General features: G+C 34.3%; 20 protein-coding genes. 14 read left to right on the top strand and 6 right to left on the bottom strand.

The window, feature by feature from the left end:
* Positions 1 to 17 precede the first annotated feature (17 nt).
* From thiS to ABEB18_RS03160, 9 genes are all read left to right on the top strand, one after another.
* A complete protein-coding gene (gene thiS / locus ABEB18_RS03200) occupies positions 18 to 224 on the top strand; it encodes a sulfur carrier protein ThiS (RefSeq protein ID WP_348797597.1) in 207 nt (68 codons plus the stop codon).
* A gap of 106 nt (positions 225 to 330) precedes the next feature.
* On the top strand, positions 331 to 2,154 hold the full coding sequence (gene thiC / locus ABEB18_RS03195; RefSeq protein WP_348797596.1) for a phosphomethylpyrimidine synthase ThiC: 1,824 nt from the start codon (positions 331 to 333) through the stop codon (positions 2,152 to 2,154).
* 94 nt (positions 2,155 to 2,248) lie between these two features.
* Entirely contained in the window at positions 2,249 to 2,839 is a 591-nt protein-coding gene (locus tag ABEB18_RS03190) for a thiamine phosphate synthase (protein ID WP_348797595.1), read from the top strand.
* A complete protein-coding gene (locus tag ABEB18_RS03185) occupies positions 2,812 to 3,564 on the top strand; it encodes a hydroxymethylpyrimidine/phosphomethylpyrimidine kinase (RefSeq protein ID WP_348797593.1) in 753 nt (250 codons plus the stop codon). The genes ABEB18_RS03190 and ABEB18_RS03185 overlap by 28 nt, the downstream gene beginning before the upstream one ends.
* Entirely contained in the window at positions 3,557 to 4,195 is a 639-nt protein-coding gene (locus tag ABEB18_RS03180; protein WP_348797591.1) for a thiamine phosphate synthase, read from the top strand. The genes ABEB18_RS03185 and ABEB18_RS03180 overlap by 8 nt, the downstream gene beginning before the upstream one ends.
* A complete protein-coding gene (locus ABEB18_RS03175) occupies positions 4,176 to 4,952 on the top strand; it encodes a thiazole synthase (protein WP_348797590.1) in 777 nt (258 codons plus the stop codon). The genes ABEB18_RS03180 and ABEB18_RS03175 overlap by 20 nt, the downstream gene beginning before the upstream one ends.
* A gap of 109 nt (positions 4,953 to 5,061) precedes the next feature.
* Positions 5,062 to 5,439 carry a GxxExxY protein gene (locus ABEB18_RS03170; RefSeq protein ID WP_348797588.1) on the top strand — a complete coding sequence of 126 codons (378 nt, stop codon included), beginning with the start codon at positions 5,062 to 5,064 and terminating at the stop codon, positions 5,437 to 5,439.
* A gap of 37 nt (positions 5,440 to 5,476) precedes the next feature.
* Positions 5,477 to 6,598 carry a 2-iminoacetate synthase ThiH gene (gene thiH, locus ABEB18_RS03165; RefSeq protein WP_348797587.1) on the top strand — a complete coding sequence of 374 codons (1,122 nt, stop codon included), beginning with the start codon at positions 5,477 to 5,479 and terminating at the stop codon, positions 6,596 to 6,598.
* A 96-nt stretch (positions 6,599 to 6,694) separates the two neighbouring features.
* The gene (locus tag ABEB18_RS03160) at positions 6,695 to 7,405 is read left to right on the top strand and encodes a HesA/MoeB/ThiF family protein (RefSeq protein WP_348797586.1); all 711 of its coding nucleotides are present in this window, start codon (positions 6,695 to 6,697) and stop codon (positions 7,403 to 7,405) included.
* A 129-nt stretch (positions 7,406 to 7,534) separates the two neighbouring features.
* On the opposite strand, the gene aat is transcribed toward ABEB18_RS03160, so the two are convergent.
* The 3 genes from aat to ABEB18_RS03145 all read right to left on the bottom strand — a co-directional run bounded on the left by aat (position 7,535) and on the right by ABEB18_RS03145 (position 9,579).
* Entirely contained in the window at positions 7,535 to 8,173 is a 639-nt protein-coding gene (gene aat, locus ABEB18_RS03155) for a leucyl/phenylalanyl-tRNA--protein transferase (RefSeq protein WP_348797584.1), read from the bottom strand.
* A 123-nt stretch (positions 8,174 to 8,296) separates the two neighbouring features.
* Positions 8,297 to 8,671, bottom strand: a complete 375-nt coding sequence (locus ABEB18_RS03150; protein ID WP_348797582.1) for a DUF3127 domain-containing protein — start codon at positions 8,669 to 8,671, stop codon at positions 8,297 to 8,299.
* Between the two features lie 32 nt (positions 8,672 to 8,703).
* Positions 8,704 to 9,579, bottom strand: coding sequence for a flavin reductase family protein (locus ABEB18_RS03145; RefSeq protein WP_348797581.1), 876 nt, complete (start codon positions 9,577 to 9,579; stop codon positions 8,704 to 8,706).
* A gap of 274 nt (positions 9,580 to 9,853) precedes the next feature.
* Here ABEB18_RS03145 and ABEB18_RS03140 point away from each other — a divergent pair, with 274 nt between their 5' ends.
* On the top strand, positions 9,854 to 10,999 hold the full coding sequence (locus ABEB18_RS03140) for a sensor histidine kinase (RefSeq protein WP_348797580.1): 1,146 nt from the start codon (positions 9,854 to 9,856) through the stop codon (positions 10,997 to 10,999).
* A gap of 68 nt (positions 11,000 to 11,067) precedes the next feature.
* The gene (locus ABEB18_RS03135) at positions 11,068 to 11,307 is read left to right on the top strand and encodes a GlsB/YeaQ/YmgE family stress response membrane protein (RefSeq protein ID WP_348797579.1); all 240 of its coding nucleotides are present in this window, start codon (positions 11,068 to 11,070) and stop codon (positions 11,305 to 11,307) included.
* A 63-nt stretch (positions 11,308 to 11,370) separates the two neighbouring features.
* On the opposite strand, the gene ABEB18_RS03130 is transcribed toward ABEB18_RS03135, so the two are convergent.
* The 3 genes from ABEB18_RS03130 to greA all read right to left on the bottom strand — a co-directional run bounded on the left by ABEB18_RS03130 (position 11,371) and on the right by greA (position 13,549).
* Positions 11,371 to 12,537, bottom strand: a complete 1,167-nt coding sequence (locus tag ABEB18_RS03130; protein ID WP_348797577.1) for a transglutaminase domain-containing protein — start codon at positions 12,535 to 12,537, stop codon at positions 11,371 to 11,373.
* An 85-nt stretch (positions 12,538 to 12,622) separates the two neighbouring features.
* The gene (locus ABEB18_RS03125) at positions 12,623 to 13,012 is read right to left on the bottom strand and encodes an HIT family protein (RefSeq protein ID WP_348797576.1); all 390 of its coding nucleotides are present in this window, start codon (positions 13,010 to 13,012) and stop codon (positions 12,623 to 12,625) included.
* Positions 13,013 to 13,072: 60 nt separating this feature from the next.
* The gene (greA, locus tag ABEB18_RS03120; protein WP_348797575.1) at positions 13,073 to 13,549 is read right to left on the bottom strand and encodes a transcription elongation factor GreA; all 477 of its coding nucleotides are present in this window, start codon (positions 13,547 to 13,549) and stop codon (positions 13,073 to 13,075) included.
* A 165-nt stretch (positions 13,550 to 13,714) separates the two neighbouring features.
* Between greA and ABEB18_RS03115 the strand changes: the two genes are divergently transcribed.
* The 3 genes from ABEB18_RS03115 to ABEB18_RS03105 all read left to right on the top strand — a co-directional run bounded on the left by ABEB18_RS03115 (position 13,715) and on the right by ABEB18_RS03105 (position 15,984).
* Complete coding sequence (locus ABEB18_RS03115; protein ID WP_348797574.1) at positions 13,715 to 14,140, top strand: Rieske (2Fe-2S) protein; 426 nt, start codon at positions 13,715 to 13,717, stop codon at positions 14,138 to 14,140.
* An 81-nt stretch (positions 14,141 to 14,221) separates the two neighbouring features.
* Positions 14,222 to 14,662: a single-stranded DNA-binding protein gene (locus ABEB18_RS03110; protein ID WP_348797572.1), complete on the top strand. Its 441-nt coding sequence runs from the start codon at positions 14,222 to 14,224 to the stop codon at positions 14,660 to 14,662.
* Between the two features lie 23 nt (positions 14,663 to 14,685).
* Entirely contained in the window at positions 14,686 to 15,984 is a 1,299-nt protein-coding gene (locus tag ABEB18_RS03105) for a gliding motility-associated protein GldE (RefSeq protein ID WP_348797571.1), read from the top strand.
* The last annotated feature ends 3 nt before the right edge of the window (positions 15,985 to 15,987 follow it).

Here is a 15,987-nt window from a genome sequence, read left to right as displayed (position 1 = left end):
ACTAAACCCAATAAGGAATGGAGCTAAAAATCAACAATCAAACAAAACAATTCGATGCTGACAGTCTAACTGTCCAAGCACTTTTGGATTTGGAAATCCCCGAAAAACAAAACGGAATAGCCTTAGCCATTAACAATACTGTTATTCCAAAATCTAATTGGAACAGCCATCTCCTACTCGAAACTGATGACATTTTAATCATTTCTGCCACGCAAGGCGGATAACATTTTAATTTAAAGATTGAAAAGATTTAATGATTAAAATATTATCAGTTATCATCTCTTCAATCTTTCAATTTTTAAATTCTTAAATCTATCAATTTAAAAAAACATGAAAACCGAAGAAAAAATATCCAGACAACCTTTCCCAAATTCAACAAAGGTATATATCGATGGGAAAATCCACCCGATAAAAGTCGCCATGCGCGAAATTCAATTATCCGACACTAAACTAGCCAAAGGCGGTGTCGAAAAAAATCCACCCGTAACTGTTTACGATACTTCCGGACCTTACACCGATCCAAATATCGAAATTGATGTCCGCAAAGGATTGCCACGACTTCGTGAACAATGGATTTTAGACCGAAACGATGTAGAAGAATTAACCGAAATCACTTCGGATTATGGTAAAGAACGCTTAGCCGATGAAAAATTAAATCATCTTCGATTTGAATATTTACACAAACCGATGCGTGCCAAAAAAGGCGCAAATGTTTCCCAATTACATTATGCCAAAAAAGGGATTATCACTCCGGAAATGGAATACATCGCCATTCGTGAAAACCAGCGTATCGAACAACTGGAAACAGCTCAAAAAGCGATGCAATGCCAACACGCCGGACATAGCTTTGGAGCCAATACTCCAAAATCAAAAATTACTCCAGAATTTGTTCGTTCCGAAGTAGCTGCAGGCCGTGCCATTATTCCAAATAACATCAACCATCCAGAAAGCGAACCGATGATTGTAGGACGTAATTTCTTGGTGAAAATTAATGCCAATATTGGAAACAGTGCCGTAACATCCTCTATCGAAGAAGAAGTAGAAAAAGCCGTTTGGGCTTGTCGTTGGGGTGCTGACACGATTATGGATCTGTCAACAGGTAAAAACATCCACGAAACTAGAGAATGGATTATCCGTAATTCACCTGTGCCAATCGGAACCGTACCCATTTATCAAGCTTTGGAAAAAGTAGGCGGAATTGCCGAAAACCTAACTTGGGAAATCTTCCGAGATACTTTAATCGAACAGGCAGAACAAGGCGTTTCGTATTTTACCATTCACGCTGGAGTATTATTGCGTTACATTCATTTGACTGCCAACCGTGTCACTGGAATAGTTTCCCGAGGCGGTTCGATTATGGCGAAATGGTGTTTGTTTCACCACAAAGAAAACTTCCTTTACACCCATTTCGAAGAGATCTGCGAAATCATGAAACAGTACGATGTAGCTTTCTCATTGGGAGATGGTTTACGTCCGGGTTCTATTGCCGATGCTAATGATGCTGCTCAATTCGCCGAATTGGAAACTTTGGGCGAATTAACTAAAATCGCTTGGAAACATGACGTACAAGTATTCATCGAAGGCCCTGGTCACGTGCCAATGCACATGATTAAAGAAAATATGGACAAACAATTGGAACATTGTTCTGAAGCGCCTTTTTATACTCTTGGTCCATTAACGACTGATATCGCACCAGGTTACGACCATATTACTTCAGCCATTGGTGCAGCCATGATTGGCTGGTACGGTTGTGCGATGTTGTGTTATGTAACCCCAAAAGAACACCTTGGTTTACCCAACAAAAAAGATGTAAAAGACGGGGTTATCACCTATAAAATATCAGCACACGCCGCCGACTTAGCCAAAGGGCATCCAGGTGCACAATACCGTGACAATGCTTTGAGTAAAGCCCGTTTTGAATTCCGTTGGGAAGATCAATTCAATTTGGCACTTGATCCAGATACAGCGAGAGAATTCCACGATGAAACACTTCCTGCCGATGGTGCCAAAGTAGCACATTTCTGCTCGATGTGTGGCCCTAAATTCTGCTCAATGAAAATATCTCAGGAAATCCGTGATGTGGAAGAAGCTAAAAAAGGAATGCAGGAGAAATCAGAAGAGTTTATAGAACAAGGGAAAGAGATTTATGTATAAAGAGAATCAAGATGAAAGTATTAAGTATTAAGCCGTAAAAATCAGATTTCTACTTTTCTTAATACTTAATTCTAAAATCTTAATACTAAAAAAAATGATCGTAATCACCAATCCAACCGCGATAGCAAATGAAATAAACATCATCAATATTCTGTTCAAAAACGGATTGGAGTTGTTGCACATTAGAAAACCAGAATTATCCGAAGTTAAAACAGCTTTATTTATTCATCAAATAAAAAAAGAGTATTGGCAAAAATTGGTTTTACATGATCATCATCACTTAGCAGCTGTATTTGGTATTACTCATATTCATTTTTCTGAAACCAAAAGAAAAGAAACCAAACCTGACAGTTTATTAAAAACTATTATGTTTCTATCGACCTCAACACACTCGATTGAAGAATTTAATTCCTTGTCAAATGTTTTTGATTATGCTTTTCTAAGTCCCGTTTTTCCAAGTATTTCAAAAGAAAATTATCAATCAGAAACCAATTTGCTTGAAACAATAAAAAACAGAACCAATTTCGACTCCAAACTCTTTGCCTTAAGCGGAATAGAATCAGGAAATATCACTCAAGTTCTCAATTCAGGCTTTGACGATGTCGCTCTTTTGGGAACTATTTGGAATAGTAAACATCCAATAGAAAATTTTAAAAAATGTCAAGAAATCGTCCTTTCGTATTAACAATTGCGGGTTTTGATCCTTCTGGCGGCGCTGGAGTTTTGGCTGATGTAAAAACATTTGAGCAACATAAAGTATATGGTTTTGCCATTAATACTGGAAATTCCATTCAAACTGAAAATGATTTTTTTGAAATGCAATGGACAAGTTTGGACTTTGTTTTAAAATCGATAAGAATATTTTTTAGAGCGTATGAAATTAAAGCTGTTAAAATTGGAATTGTTCCTTCATTAGAATATTTGAAAGAAATTGTTTTCACTATCAAAAAGTTATCGCCAAGTACTAAAATTGTTTGGGATACGGTTTTAAAATCGAGTACAGATTTTGATTTTTTAAACATTCAAAACCAAGAAAATTTAATTCTGATTTTAAAAAAAATAGATTTAATCACTCCTAATTTCAATGAGATTTTGCAATTATCAAAAGGGTTTGATGTTGGTACTACATCAAGTCAGCTTTCAGAACATTGTAATGTTTACTTAAAAGGCGGACATAATACACAAGAAATTGGAGTTGATTATCTCTTTATTAAAAATAATCTCCAGAAACTATTACCAACAACAAATGACTGTCAGGAAAAACACGGTTCAGGTTGTGTTCTTTCCTCTGCCATTACAGCAAATATTGCTTTAGGACACGACTTAAAATCAGCTTGTGAAAAAGCAAAAAACTATATAGAAAACTATTTATTATCTAACTCAACCAAACTCGGATATCATTATGTATAACAAATTACAATACATCTCTCAGGGAGAAAGTGTCGAAGAACAATTGTACAATATTCATCAGGCTTTGGACAATGGCTGCGATTGGATTCAAATGCGATTCAAACACCCAAAACCCAAAAAAGCAATGGCTTTGGCTGAAGCTGTAAAATTTTTATGCGAAGAATACCTAGCCAATTTCATCGTTAATGACGACGTTCATTTGGCCGAACATATCAATGCCGATGGAGTTCATCTGGGACTTACAGACACAAATATTGCCGAAGCCAGAGCTATTTTAGGCAAAACCAAAATCATTGGGGCAACTGCAAATACGCTGGAAGATATAGTTGCCCAAGTAAAAAACGGTTGTGATTATATTGGTTTAGGCCCTTATCAGTTCACCAAAACCAAAAGCAATTTAAGTCCAATCTTAGGCATTGAAGGCTATCGATTCATAATGTCACAATTAAAAAAGGCACAAATCAATATTCCGGTTTATGCCATTGGCGGAATTATTCCTAAAGATGTTCCGCTGTTGATGGAAACAGGTATTCACGGAATAGCTGTTTCGGGGATAATAACCAAAAGCAATAACAAACATGATCTTATAACCGAACTAAACGAAAAATTATATGACAACATCATTGTTTAACATAGGAGATAAAACACTCACTTCACGTTTGTTTTTGGGAACAGGAAAATTTGGTTCCAACCAGCAAATGGAAGAAGCAATTTTGGCTTCTGAAAGTGAATTGGTTACCGTGGCACTTAAACGCATCGATTTAGAAACCGAAACCGATGCGATTTTAGCACATTTACAACATCCAAAAATCAATTTATTGCCCAATACTTCTGGTGCTAGAAACGCTAAAGAAGCTATTTTTGCTGCACAATTAGCTAGAGAAGCTTTAGAAACAAATTGGTTGAAACTAGAAATTCATCCCGATCCAAAATATTTGATGCCGGATCCGATTGAAACCTTAAAAGCTACTGAGGAACTGTCCAAATTGGGTTTTATCGTTCTACCCTACATCCATGCCGATCCGGTTATATGCAAACGCTTGGAAGATGTTGGAACTTCGGCAGTAATGCCTTTGGGTTCACCTATTGGAAGTAATAAAGGTCTAAAAACCATCGATTTTTTAGAAATTATTATCGAGCAAAGCAAAGTTCCAGTTATCATTGATGCCGGAATTGGTGCTCCATCCGATGCAGCCAAAGCAATGGAAATGGGAGCCGATGCAGTTTTAGTTAACACGGCTATCGCCGTTGCTGGAAATCCAAAACTGATGGCCGAAGCGTTTAAAGAGGCCGTAATTGCAGGTCGAAAAGCATACGAAGCCAAATTGGGACAGCAATTTCAGCAAGCAGTCGCTTCAAGTCCGTTGACGGCATTTTTGTATGAATAGTTTTTGGCTCGCAAATTTTGGAGATTAAGCAGATTTTTAAATTATTTACTTTTTATTACACATAAGAAAATTCATTAGTTTTAATAACTAACTGAAAAAAATATCAATAATGTCTGAAAACGAAATATCATACAAAATTAGAGGAGCCATTTTTAAAGTATATAATTCTTTAGGACCAGGTTTATTAGAATCCGTTTACGAAAGTGCTCTCTATTATCAATTAAAAAAAGATGGGCTATATGTTACCAAACAAATTGAAATTCCTGTGAAATACGATGATATTTTATTAGATATTTCTTTTCGATTAGACTTACATGTAGAAAACAAAGTCATAGTTGAGCTAAAATCTGTGGAAGAATTAAAATCAATTCATTTCAAACAATTGAATACCTATTTAAAATTAACCAATAATAAACTTGGTCTATTAGTCAACTTTAATTGTCTAAATATTCTAGACAACATTCACCGAGTAGTTAATAAAATTTAATCTGCACGATCAGCGAAATCTGCGAGAGAAAAACACAATGAATACTTTTAAAAACACATTTGAGCTATACAATTGGGACACTATCCAAACGAAAATATACCAAACTACTCGACGAGAAGTCGAACAGGCCTTGGCTAAAAGCAAACGCAATCTATATGATTTTTTGGCTTTGATTTCGCCAGCTGCTCAACCTTATTTAGAGCAAATGGCTCAAAATTGTCACGAACTCACTAAAAAACGCTTTGGAAAAACCATTCAAATGTATGCTCCTTTGTATTTAAGCAATGAATGCCAAAACATTTGTACTTATTGTGGTTTTAGTTTAGACAACAAAATCAAGCGAAAAACCTTATTGGATTGGGAGATAAAACAAGAAGTTGAAGCTTTAAAAAATCTTGGTTTTGACCATGTTTTATTGGTTACTGGAGAAGCAAATTACACCGTAAATATTAATTACTTTTTGAATGCTATTGAATTAATCAAAAATAATTTTTCGAATATTTCTGTAGAAGTACAACCTTTGTCACAAGAAGAATACGAACGTTTACACGAAACCGGCATTTATTCGGTTTTAGTGTACCAAGAAACCTATCATCAGGAGGTGTATAAAAAGTATCATACCAAAGGAAAAAAATCCAATTTTGATTTTCGTTTAGATACCCCTGACCGAATCGGTAAAGCAGGAATTCACAAAATCGGTTTAGGTGTTTTATTAGGTTTAGAAGATTGGCGTACCGATAGTTTTTTCAATGCCCTCCATTTAGATTATCTGCAAAAGGCTTACTGGCAAACCAAGTATTCGGTTTCATTTCCGAGATTACGCCCAGCCGAAGGTATTATCGAACCGAATTTTATTATGGATGATAAAGATTTAACACAACTCATTTGCGCTTATCGATTATGGAATGAAGATTTGGAAATTTCGATTTCGACTAGAGAAAATGAAAAATTCCGCAACAATATCATCCCAATTGGGACAACCAGCATGAGTGCAGGTTCTAAAACCAATCCGGGTGGCTATGTGGTCGATCCACAATCATTGGAACAATTTGAAATTAGCGATGAACGTTCCGTTGCCGAAATCGCCCAAATCATCAAAAACAAAGGCTACGAACCTGTTTGGAAAGATTGGGACAAGAGTTTTTTAATTATGAAGTAATAAGGTGTAAGTATGAAGTTTTGAATATCAAAATATAGACTTTTAGAGAAACTACTTACACTTAATCCTTACCACTTAATCCTTACCACTTAAAAAATGTCAGTAATCCAAGAATATTTACGTTACAACCGCCAAACTATTTTACCTGAAATTGGTGACGAAGGTCAAGAAAAACTAAAAAAAAACAAAGTTCTCGTTATTGGTGCGGGTGGTTTGGGTTGCCCGATTTTACAATATATTGCAACGGCTGGAGTGGGCTCTATCGGAATTGTAGATTTTGACAAAATAGAAATTCACAATTTACACCGTCAAATATTATACACTGAAGATCAGATTGGATTATCCAAAGCTATTACGGCAAAAGCAACTCTTGAAAAACTAAATCCATTGATTCAAGTTCTGGCATTTGAAGAAAAACTAACTATCGAAAATGCTGGCAAAATCATTCAGGATTTTGATATCATTGTTGACGGCTGCGATAATTTTACGACTCGTTATTTGGTCAATGATACTTGTGTGTCATTAGGAAAACCCTTGGTTTACGGCAGTATTTTAGGATTTGAAGGACAATTGGCTGTTTTTAATCATAACGGAAGTAAAAATTTGAGGGATTTATTTCCCGAACCACCCAATCCTAAAGATGTTCCGAGTTGTAGTCTGAATGGTGTATTGGGAACTTTGCCTGGAATGATTGGAACCATGATGGCGCATGAAACTCTGAAACTCATCATTGGTTTACCAAGTTTGAGAAACGAGTTGGTTTTATTTAAAACATTGGATTGGAGTTTTACAAAGTTAACCTTTTAAGAGTTACTCAAGCAACACTATATTTAACCATATAAGTCATATAAGTTCATTTAAATCTGAATAAAAAAAAACCAAGACTTATATGTCCTTATATGACTTATATGTTTATGTTTATGTTTATGTTTATATTTATTCTTTTTTCAAAATTGCCATAAAATCAGTTCTATCAATCTCCCGACAACCCAAACTTTCAAGATGTTCATTATAAACTTGGCAATCCAAAAGTTTGTAGTTATTCTGTTTTAATTGGTTTACCAAGGCGATAAAAGCTACTTTAGAAGCGTTGGAAACTTTGGAAAACATACTCTCACCACAAAAAATATGGCCTAAATCTATGCCGTACAATCCACCAACCAGTTCATCATTTTGCCAAACTTCGATTGATTTTGCCAAACCTAATTCATTTAGTTTACAATAGGCTTCAATCATTTCATTAGTTATCCAAGTTCCCTCCTGGCCTTGACGCTTTATCTGACAGCAATTGGAAATAACCTCTCTGAAATTTTGATTGAAAGTCACGGTAAAAATATTACGGTTCAAAATATTCCGCATACTTTTAGAAATAATCAGCTCGTCTAAAAACAACACCATTCTAGGATTGGGTGACCACCAAATAATGGGTTCGCCCTCATTGAACCAAGGAAAAATCCCACTTTTGTAAGCGAGTTGCAATCGCGCCGGAGACAAGTCGCCACCAATGGCCAAAACCCCATCATCGTTTGCATGTGAGACTGGAGGAAAAAATAATTCTTGAGTTAGGTAATACATTTTCAAAAGCAAAAATCGAAAGCAAAATCAAATTCTAATAAATAAAAAATTCCAAATTTCAATTGTATTTTAATTGGAATTTGGAATTTAATCCCAATGGCTATCGGGATGAAAATTTATCTCTTAGAATGGTAAATCGTCTGCTTCTTCTTCATTAAGATTGGTAGCTGGTGCAAAAGTTGCTGCTGCTGGCATTGGCGGTGCTTGTTGAGCAGGTGCTTCTGATGCTAATCTTTCGATTCTCCAACCTTGAATACTGTTAAAAAATCTTGTTTCCCCTTGTGGATTAACCCATTCTCTACCTCTTAAATTTATAGAAACTTTTACTGCTTCGCCAATATTATAATTACTTAACAAATCACATTTGTCTTGAGTAAACTCAATTAAAATATGTTGTGGATATTGTTCATCAGTAGTAACAACCAATTCTCTCTTTTTGAATGACGCACTTACTTGTTGTTCTGGATTAACAACTCTAATTTTCCCTAATACTTCCATCTTCTTTTTGTTTTATTATAGTTACTATGATTTTATTTTTTGGCTAAAAGTACTTTCCACGCCGAAAGTACATCATTCTCTAAAAGATATTTTTTAGCTTCTAAGTGCTGTTTTTCAAGATCATCGGAGCTTAAAACTGCCTTTATTGCAAAATTTTGATTTACAAATATACTAACTTCTTCAGTTGTAGGCAAGGCTTCAATATTACCTAACATTCCTAAATCGTTTCCATCAAAAACAGCACTATTTTTGATAAAATCCGGAATTGCATCTACACCAATTCCTAAGGTTGTGAGTGGTTTTGGCACTTCGAATAAGCTCTGATTAGAACGGGAATACCAATTGGCACCTAATCGAGAAACCAGATCGATTTTGTGCTGATCTATTGTTCCGTCTTCGTTTAAAACCGTTTCAGCAATATGAATTTGAACTACTTCGCAGAGAATTAAATTTCCTGCTCCCCCTTCGATACCTAATGGTATAATTTGAGTTACTTTGCACTCAAACTGAACGGGGGATTCTTTTACTCTAAATGGTTTTACGATTACCGAAGGTACGGGAGTTAGACCCGCTTTTACAAATTCGTTGACCCCTTCGCTGTATTCGGTACTCGCCAAAGAGGTTTGCTGTACCATATCATAGTTTACAACATTGATTACAACTTCGCCTGTTGCTTCGGCATTTGTTAAGGTATGTTTTACTGTATTGTCCCTAATTCGTCTTGCGGGTGAAAACACTAGGATTGGAGGATTGGCGCTAAACACGTTAAAAAAACTAAAAGGTGATAGATTTGGAATTCCGTTTACACCTATTGTACTGGCAAAAGCTATTGGTCTTGGCCCAACGGAACTCTGCAAATAACCTTGTAGTTTTGCGATTTCAATACTTTTGGGATTTATGCTTATCATCTTTTTTTAAACAAAAATAGTAAATTTAATTTTCTAAAATGAGTATTAAAACTGATGCATAGCCCTGATGGAAGTGAAAAGCCTTTTGAAATAAAAAAAAGTTTTTCTTGGAGAAAAAGAGCGACCAACGGAAGCTCCTTTTTGTCCTTAGAAAAACCATTTTTTATGAAAAAGCTTGCAACGTACAGCAGGAACGAGCTCCTTAGAACGTTTTTGCCATCTGTACAATCCTAAACACATTATTTCGTTATATTTATGGCACAAACTTATCGATATGAATTTTTCTGAGAACAGTAATCCTATTCGCTGGATTATAATTATTGTTTCATTTATGATAATTACAATTATCCTTTGGAACACTTATACCTTTTTTCAAATTTTTAAGAATGAGGAACGGATTAAAATGAATCTTTGGGCTACTGCACAGAAAACATTGATTAATGCCAAAGAAAATACCGAAGTCGATTTGCCTTTGCAGATTTTTAATAATAATACCACTATACCGCTGATTCTTACCGAAAATGATGTGATTATCAATTCGGTCAATATTGATGATGAAATCATTAAGGATGATGTTCGAGCCAAAGAATTTTTGAACGATTTGAAGAATGAGAACGAACCCATTACCATAATTTATGCTCCAGGAAAATTTCAAAAACTGTACTACGGGAATTCTTCGTTGATTCATAAACTCAAATACTACCCAGTTGCATTGTCCTTTATCATTGTGCTTTGTGGTATTTTGATCTATAATTTTTATTTGAATCATAAAATTGCAACTCAAAATAAGTTATGGGCTGGAATGGCCAAAGAAACGGCTCACCAAATAGGAACACCCTTGTCATCCTTAATTGGTTGGTTAGAAATCCTGAAACTAGACAACATAGACGAATCGGTCACTTCGGAAATTGAAAAAGATATTGAACGCCTACAAACCATTACTGATAGATTTTCGAAAATTGGTTCTGTACCCAAATTAGAGCTCAAAGATGCCATTGAAGAGACCAAAAAATCGTATGATTATTTAGTCTCTCGTTTCTCTAATCAAATTGATTTTTCTTTTAGTGCTCCAGAACATTCTATTCTAATCCTTATGAACCCAACATTGCATAGTTGGACAATTGAAAATCTGGTAAAAAATGCTATAGATGCCATGAAGGGAAGAGGCAAGCTAGCATTAGAAATTAATGAAGACCATAAACATCTAAAAATAAATGTAACCGATACTGGCAGTGGTATTCCTAAAAAAGATTTTCAACGCATTTTTGAGACGGGTTATACTACCAAAAAAAGAGGTTGGGGTTTAGGACTCTCTCTTACACGAAGAATTGTTGAGGAATACCACAAAGGCTCGGTAAAAGTGCTTCAGTCTGAAATAGGAAAAGGAACCACCATGCAAATCGTATTTGTAAAAAGCTGATTTATTACAACTTAAGAAGTTATTTTGTTTATTTTTATTATATTAATTAACCTTAAAAAACGATTATTATGGACTTTTTGTATTTTCTTTTGATTGGTGCTGTATCGGGTTGGTTGGCGGGACAACTTTGGAAAGGCGCTGGATTTGGTTTACTGGGTAATATTATTGTAGGTATTTTGGGTGGGTTTTTTGGAGGTTGGTTAGCTGCTCTCCTAGGAATCGGTGGCGGTAGCTTGCTCTGGCAAATTATTGTTGCTGCTGGAGGAGCGTGGATTTTACTTTATATAATAAGTTTAATAAAAAAATAAATCCTTCGAACAGAAAAGCAAAAAAATGGAGCTCAAAAATTGAACTCCATTTTTATTGCATTTTTAATTTACCGGAATTCCCATCCAAGTTATTTTGGTAAACATTCCTTTTCGACCAGATTTACTTTTAGACAAATATTCATTGACAAATTTTTCTTGCTCTTCTATTTGTTTTAAAATTTCAATTAAAGATTTCTTTAAAGCCTTTACATTTTCGGTATTATTGTCATTATAACTCCCAATTTTATAAATTCGGTTTTGACAATCTAAAATTTTATTCTTTGGAGTTTCTATCATTTCTTTGATAGCTTCATCGGGTAAAGTTGGTTTAAATCTGTTGTTTCTATAATAAATAAAATCATTAAATAATGATACAGCTTGGTTGTAGTCTTCACCTATAGCATTCATCATTGTCATTGCAGCATTATTCTGTAAATTGGCTATTTCCTTTTTTTTGAAAACAACCATTTCTTGAATCAAATTGTTTTGAATTCCATTCTTTTGAATTCGGATTAAAGTGGTTCTAGCTTGTTCTAATTCAGACAATCTTTCGTATTCATCTAATTCTTTTGAAAAATCAAAATTAGGTTTGGTCTTATCTAATTGTGTTTTTCCGTCAATAAATTCTTGATTGGTAACTGGGTAGTTCAAAAACTGCCACAAATAATCAAAAGGAATATGGGATGCGATAAATTTACTAGGAGCAACTTTATAATTGTTATTGTTTAGCTTTTTAAAGAACTTTTTATTTTGCACATAACCAGCACCCCAAGTTGGATCAAACAACCACCAAACATTATCGATTTTTGCAGCACACCAAGCATGAGAAAGCACATCTACTTTTCCGTTTTGTCTGGTATAACCGCCAATGATACGTGATTGGATTCCAACTTTGGTTACTATGTCTTTAAAAACTTCCGAATAATCTATGCAAACTCCTTTCTTGGTCGAAATGGTATTTTCAATCTTCTCAATCGAAGTTTCGGTATTATCTATCGAAGTCATATTTTCGATATCGTAGCTTATATTAGAAGCTGTCCAATAAAAAGCAGCACGAATTTGATCATTCTCCGATTTAAAATTGTTTTTGATATATTGTGCAATCTTATCTGTTGATGTACTTAAATCAATAGGGATTTTATCCATTTTAGCATCAATCAACTCATAGGGGTTTTGGGTTTGACCAAAAGTCAAAGTTGTCAACATTAAAAACAAAAAAATCTTTTTCATTCTATATTCATTTTAGCCATAAAAAAACACAAATCTCTTTTTTAGAATTTAAAAGATTTGTGTCTTTAGAAAATTTTATTGTGTTTTATAAGTTCGAATTGATTTTTTGGGCCAATTCTACAAACTCGTCTTTACTCAAAGTTACTTTTTTCTGAAAACGAATATCCTCCATCGTTTTTAAGGGTATTAAGTGCACGTGCGCATGAGGCACTTCGATACCAATAACGGAGATTGCAATTCTTTCACAAGGAACAGTTTTCTCTAAAGCGATTGCTACTTTTCTCGAAAATTGCATTAATCCAAGATACGTATCCTGATCTAAATCAAAAATCTTATCCACCTCAATTTTTGGAATACATAATGTATGTCCTTTAGAGTTAGGGTTAATATCTAAAAAAGCCAAAAAGTTTTCATCTTCAGCTACTTTATAACATGGGATTTCTCCTTTTATGATTTTGGTGAATATACTACTCATTTTACTTTAGCCTTTTGGATAACACATCAATCCGTTTGCTTGGTCACAAGCATCAGTTTATTATTCTCTAGTAATTTCTAAAATTTCAAATTTTAAAATACCATTTGGTACCGTAATTTCGGCAATCTCACCCACTCTTTTTCCTAGCAAACCTCTACCAATAGGTGATGTAACAGATAACTTACCTGTTTTTAAATCGGCTTCGCTCTCAGCTACCAAGGTATATTTCATTTCCATACCATTGGTTTGATTTTTGATTTTCACGTTAGATAATACCAAAACTTTAGATAAATCCAAACTAGATTCATCTATCAATCTTGCATTGGCGTGAATTTCCTCTAGTTTAGCGATTCTCATCTCAAGCATACCTTGCGCCTCTTTGGCAGCATCATATTCTGCATTTTCTGATAAATCCCCTTTATCTCTTGCTTCGGCAATGGCTTGCGAGGCTTTTGGTCTTTCAATATTTTTTAATTGGTCTAACTCTTCTCTTAATTTTTTTAATCCTTCAGCTGTGTAATACGATATTGCGCTCATAATTTCATCATTTATTAAAATAGAAAAAATCCCATCGGGACGGGATTTCTTTTTGCAAAGATAGTATATTTTTATTTAGAATATTATTTATATGTTAATGATAACAAATTCAAAGTTAAATAATTTAAATTTGTTTTACCAATACTTTACATTTAATTTTAAACAATGAAAAAATACATTTTACTACTGATAACAGTTCCTTTTATATTTGGGTGTAGTGACAACGAAAACTCTAATAAAAACCCTTACATCCCAAATTATAATTTTTCGGTAGATATCAATACCAATTTACCTCTTTATTCTAATTTAAAATACGAAAGTAATGCTGTTTATTATGCAGATGCTGGCGCTAGAGGTATAATCATTTTTAATATCGGCAACGGTAACTACAACGCATTTGATGCCGCTTGTCCTAATCAAGAACTGAGTAGTTGTTCTACCATGACCATCAAAGGAATTAATGCGGTTTGTGCTTGTGATAGCGAAGAATATCTCCTTTTTACCGGACAAGCTATTAGTGGTGATTTTCCTTATACTATGAAACAATATAAAGTACAAGTTACTGGAGATGTCATTCGAGTTTACAATTAAAACCTTTTGATTACAGACTTAGGGTTATCCAAAATTATTTTCAAAAAAATAATGTACCTTTGATAGAAATACCACACTATCATGAATGGGACATTAAATAAAGTTATGCTAATAGGCCACTTAGGCGATGATATCAAAATGCATTATTTTGAAGGAGGAAATTGTATTGGAAGATTTCAATTGGCAACCAATGAAGTTTATGTAAACAAAACAACCAACGAGAAGATAACTTCAACAGAGTGGCACAACTTGGTAGTACGCAACAAAGCTGCCGAAATTTGCGAAAAATATCTATCGAAAGGAGACAAAATTTATGTGGAGGGCCGTATAAAATCGAGACAATGGCAAGCAGAAGATGGCACGATTAAATCTACTATGGAAATTCAGGTCACTGAGTTTACTTTTTTGAATACCAAAAAAGATCCCGATGCTAATAAAACCATGAATTCGTCTGAATCATCAAAAAACACTAACTTTGACCCTCAAAACAACGGCTTACCAATCAACGACTTGCCGTTTTAATTGTTTAACTAATTTATAAGAATTTGGACCCAGAGCCCTGTTTTGAGATAGCTTCTCAAGTTGACTTTACTTTACTTTTCGGTTGTATCGGAATTTTTATTTTGTTATTTTGTTCCGCAATTGTATCTGGTGCAGAAATAGCTTTTTTCTCTTTATCCCAAAAGGATCTAGAAGTCAGCCTTCAGGAGGATAATTCTAAAGGAAAAATCATTTCTCAACTTTTAGAAAAACCCAAAAAACTCTTAGCAACATTACTTGTCGCCAACAACTTCATCAACATTGGTGTTGTCATTTTATTTTCATTTGTAGGCAAAGATGTTTTTTCGGCAATAGAATCACCTGTGTTAAAATTCACAATCGAAATTGTCTTAGTTACTTTTTTACTACTTCTTTTTGGCGAAGTTTTACCCAAAGTATATGCCAGCAGAAACAATATCAAATTTGCTCAACTCGTGGCTTATCCTATTTCTGGATTAGACAAATTACTCTCCCCCATAAGTATCCCTATGCGAGAGGTGACATTATTTTTGCAAACTAAATTAGGCGGAAAACAAAAATCTAATTTTTCTATCGATCAATTGTCACAAGCTTTAGAGTTAACCACAACCGATGACACCTCGACCGAAGAACAAAAAATTCTAGAAGGAATAGTTTCTTTTGGAAATACCGATACCAAGCAAGTCATGAGTCCTAGGATTGATGTTTTTGCTTTGGAAATCACAGAATCTTTTACTTCTATTTACCCTAAAATTATAGAAAAAGGTTTCTCTAGAATTCCCGTTTACAAGGACAATATTGATCAAATAGAAGGTGTTTTGTTTGTAAAAGATTTACTTCCCTACATAAATAACATAGAATTTGACTGGACAACACTTTTACGAAAACCCTTTTTTGTGCCAGAAAATAAAAAATTAGATGATTTATTAAAAGTCTTTCAAAACATGAAAAATCATCTTGCTATTGTGGTTGATGAGTATGGAGGCACTTCGGGATTGGTTACTTTGGAAGATGTTATCGAAGAAATCGTTGGGGATATAAGCGATGAATTTGATGATGCTCCTGTAAATTTCTCAAAAATTGACGATAAAAACTATGTCTTTGAAGGCAAAATAAATCTAAAAGATTTTTACCGAATAATTAATGTCGATGAAGATTTATTTGAAGAACAAAAAGGAGAAGCAGAAACCCTCGCGGGATTTATTTTGGAATTACTTGGTAATTTTCCCAAAAAAGGACAAAAAATAATCTTTGAAAACTGTACGTTTGCCATTGAATCTGTAGATCAAAAACGCATTAAACAAATTAAAGTAACGATAGAATAAAAC

This window comes from Flavobacterium adhaerens, assembly GCF_040045115.1.
GTDB classification, from domain to species: domain Bacteria; phylum Bacteroidota; class Bacteroidia; order Flavobacteriales; family Flavobacteriaceae; genus Flavobacterium; species Flavobacterium adhaerens.
This window is presented reverse-complemented; position numbering and strand designations above follow the sequence as displayed.

Coding starts and splice junctions, on each gene's coding strand:
- thiS (WP_348797597.1), top strand. CDS start 18: ATGGAGCTAAAAATCAACAATCAAACAAAACAATTCGATGCTGACAGT.
- thiC (WP_348797596.1), top strand. CDS start 331: ATGAAAACCGAAGAAAAAATATCCAGACAACCTTTCCCAAATTCAACA.
- ABEB18_RS03190 (WP_348797595.1), top strand. CDS start 2,249: ATGATCGTAATCACCAATCCAACCGCGATAGCAAATGAAATAAACATC.
- ABEB18_RS03185 (WP_348797593.1), top strand. CDS start 2,812: ATGTCAAGAAATCGTCCTTTCGTATTAACAATTGCGGGTTTTGATCCT.
- ABEB18_RS03180 (WP_348797591.1), top strand. CDS start 3,557: ATGTATAACAAATTACAATACATCTCTCAGGGAGAAAGTGTCGAAGAA.
- ABEB18_RS03175 (WP_348797590.1), top strand. CDS start 4,176: ATGACAACATCATTGTTTAACATAGGAGATAAAACACTCACTTCACGT.
- ABEB18_RS03170 (WP_348797588.1), top strand. CDS start 5,062: ATGTCTGAAAACGAAATATCATACAAAATTAGAGGAGCCATTTTTAAA.
- thiH (WP_348797587.1), top strand. CDS start 5,477: ATGAATACTTTTAAAAACACATTTGAGCTATACAATTGGGACACTATC.
- ABEB18_RS03160 (WP_348797586.1), top strand. CDS start 6,695: ATGTCAGTAATCCAAGAATATTTACGTTACAACCGCCAAACTATTTTA.
- aat (WP_348797584.1), bottom strand. CDS start 8,173: ATGTATTACCTAACTCAAGAATTATTTTTTCCTCCAGTCTCACATGCA.
- ABEB18_RS03150 (WP_348797582.1), bottom strand. CDS start 8,671: ATGGAAGTATTAGGGAAAATTAGAGTTGTTAATCCAGAACAACAAGTA.
- ABEB18_RS03145 (WP_348797581.1), bottom strand. CDS start 9,579: ATGATAAGCATAAATCCCAAAAGTATTGAAATCGCAAAACTACAAGGT.
- ABEB18_RS03140 (WP_348797580.1), top strand. CDS start 9,854: ATGAATTTTTCTGAGAACAGTAATCCTATTCGCTGGATTATAATTATT.
- ABEB18_RS03135 (WP_348797579.1), top strand. CDS start 11,068: ATGGACTTTTTGTATTTTCTTTTGATTGGTGCTGTATCGGGTTGGTTG.
- ABEB18_RS03130 (WP_348797577.1), bottom strand. CDS start 12,537: ATGAAAAAGATTTTTTTGTTTTTAATGTTGACAACTTTGACTTTTGGT.
- ABEB18_RS03125 (WP_348797576.1), bottom strand. CDS start 13,012: ATGAGTAGTATATTCACCAAAATCATAAAAGGAGAAATCCCATGTTAT.
- greA (WP_348797575.1), bottom strand. CDS start 13,549: ATGAGCGCAATATCGTATTACACAGCTGAAGGATTAAAAAAATTAAGA.
- ABEB18_RS03115 (WP_348797574.1), top strand. CDS start 13,715: ATGAAAAAATACATTTTACTACTGATAACAGTTCCTTTTATATTTGGG.
- ABEB18_RS03110 (WP_348797572.1), top strand. CDS start 14,222: ATGAATGGGACATTAAATAAAGTTATGCTAATAGGCCACTTAGGCGAT.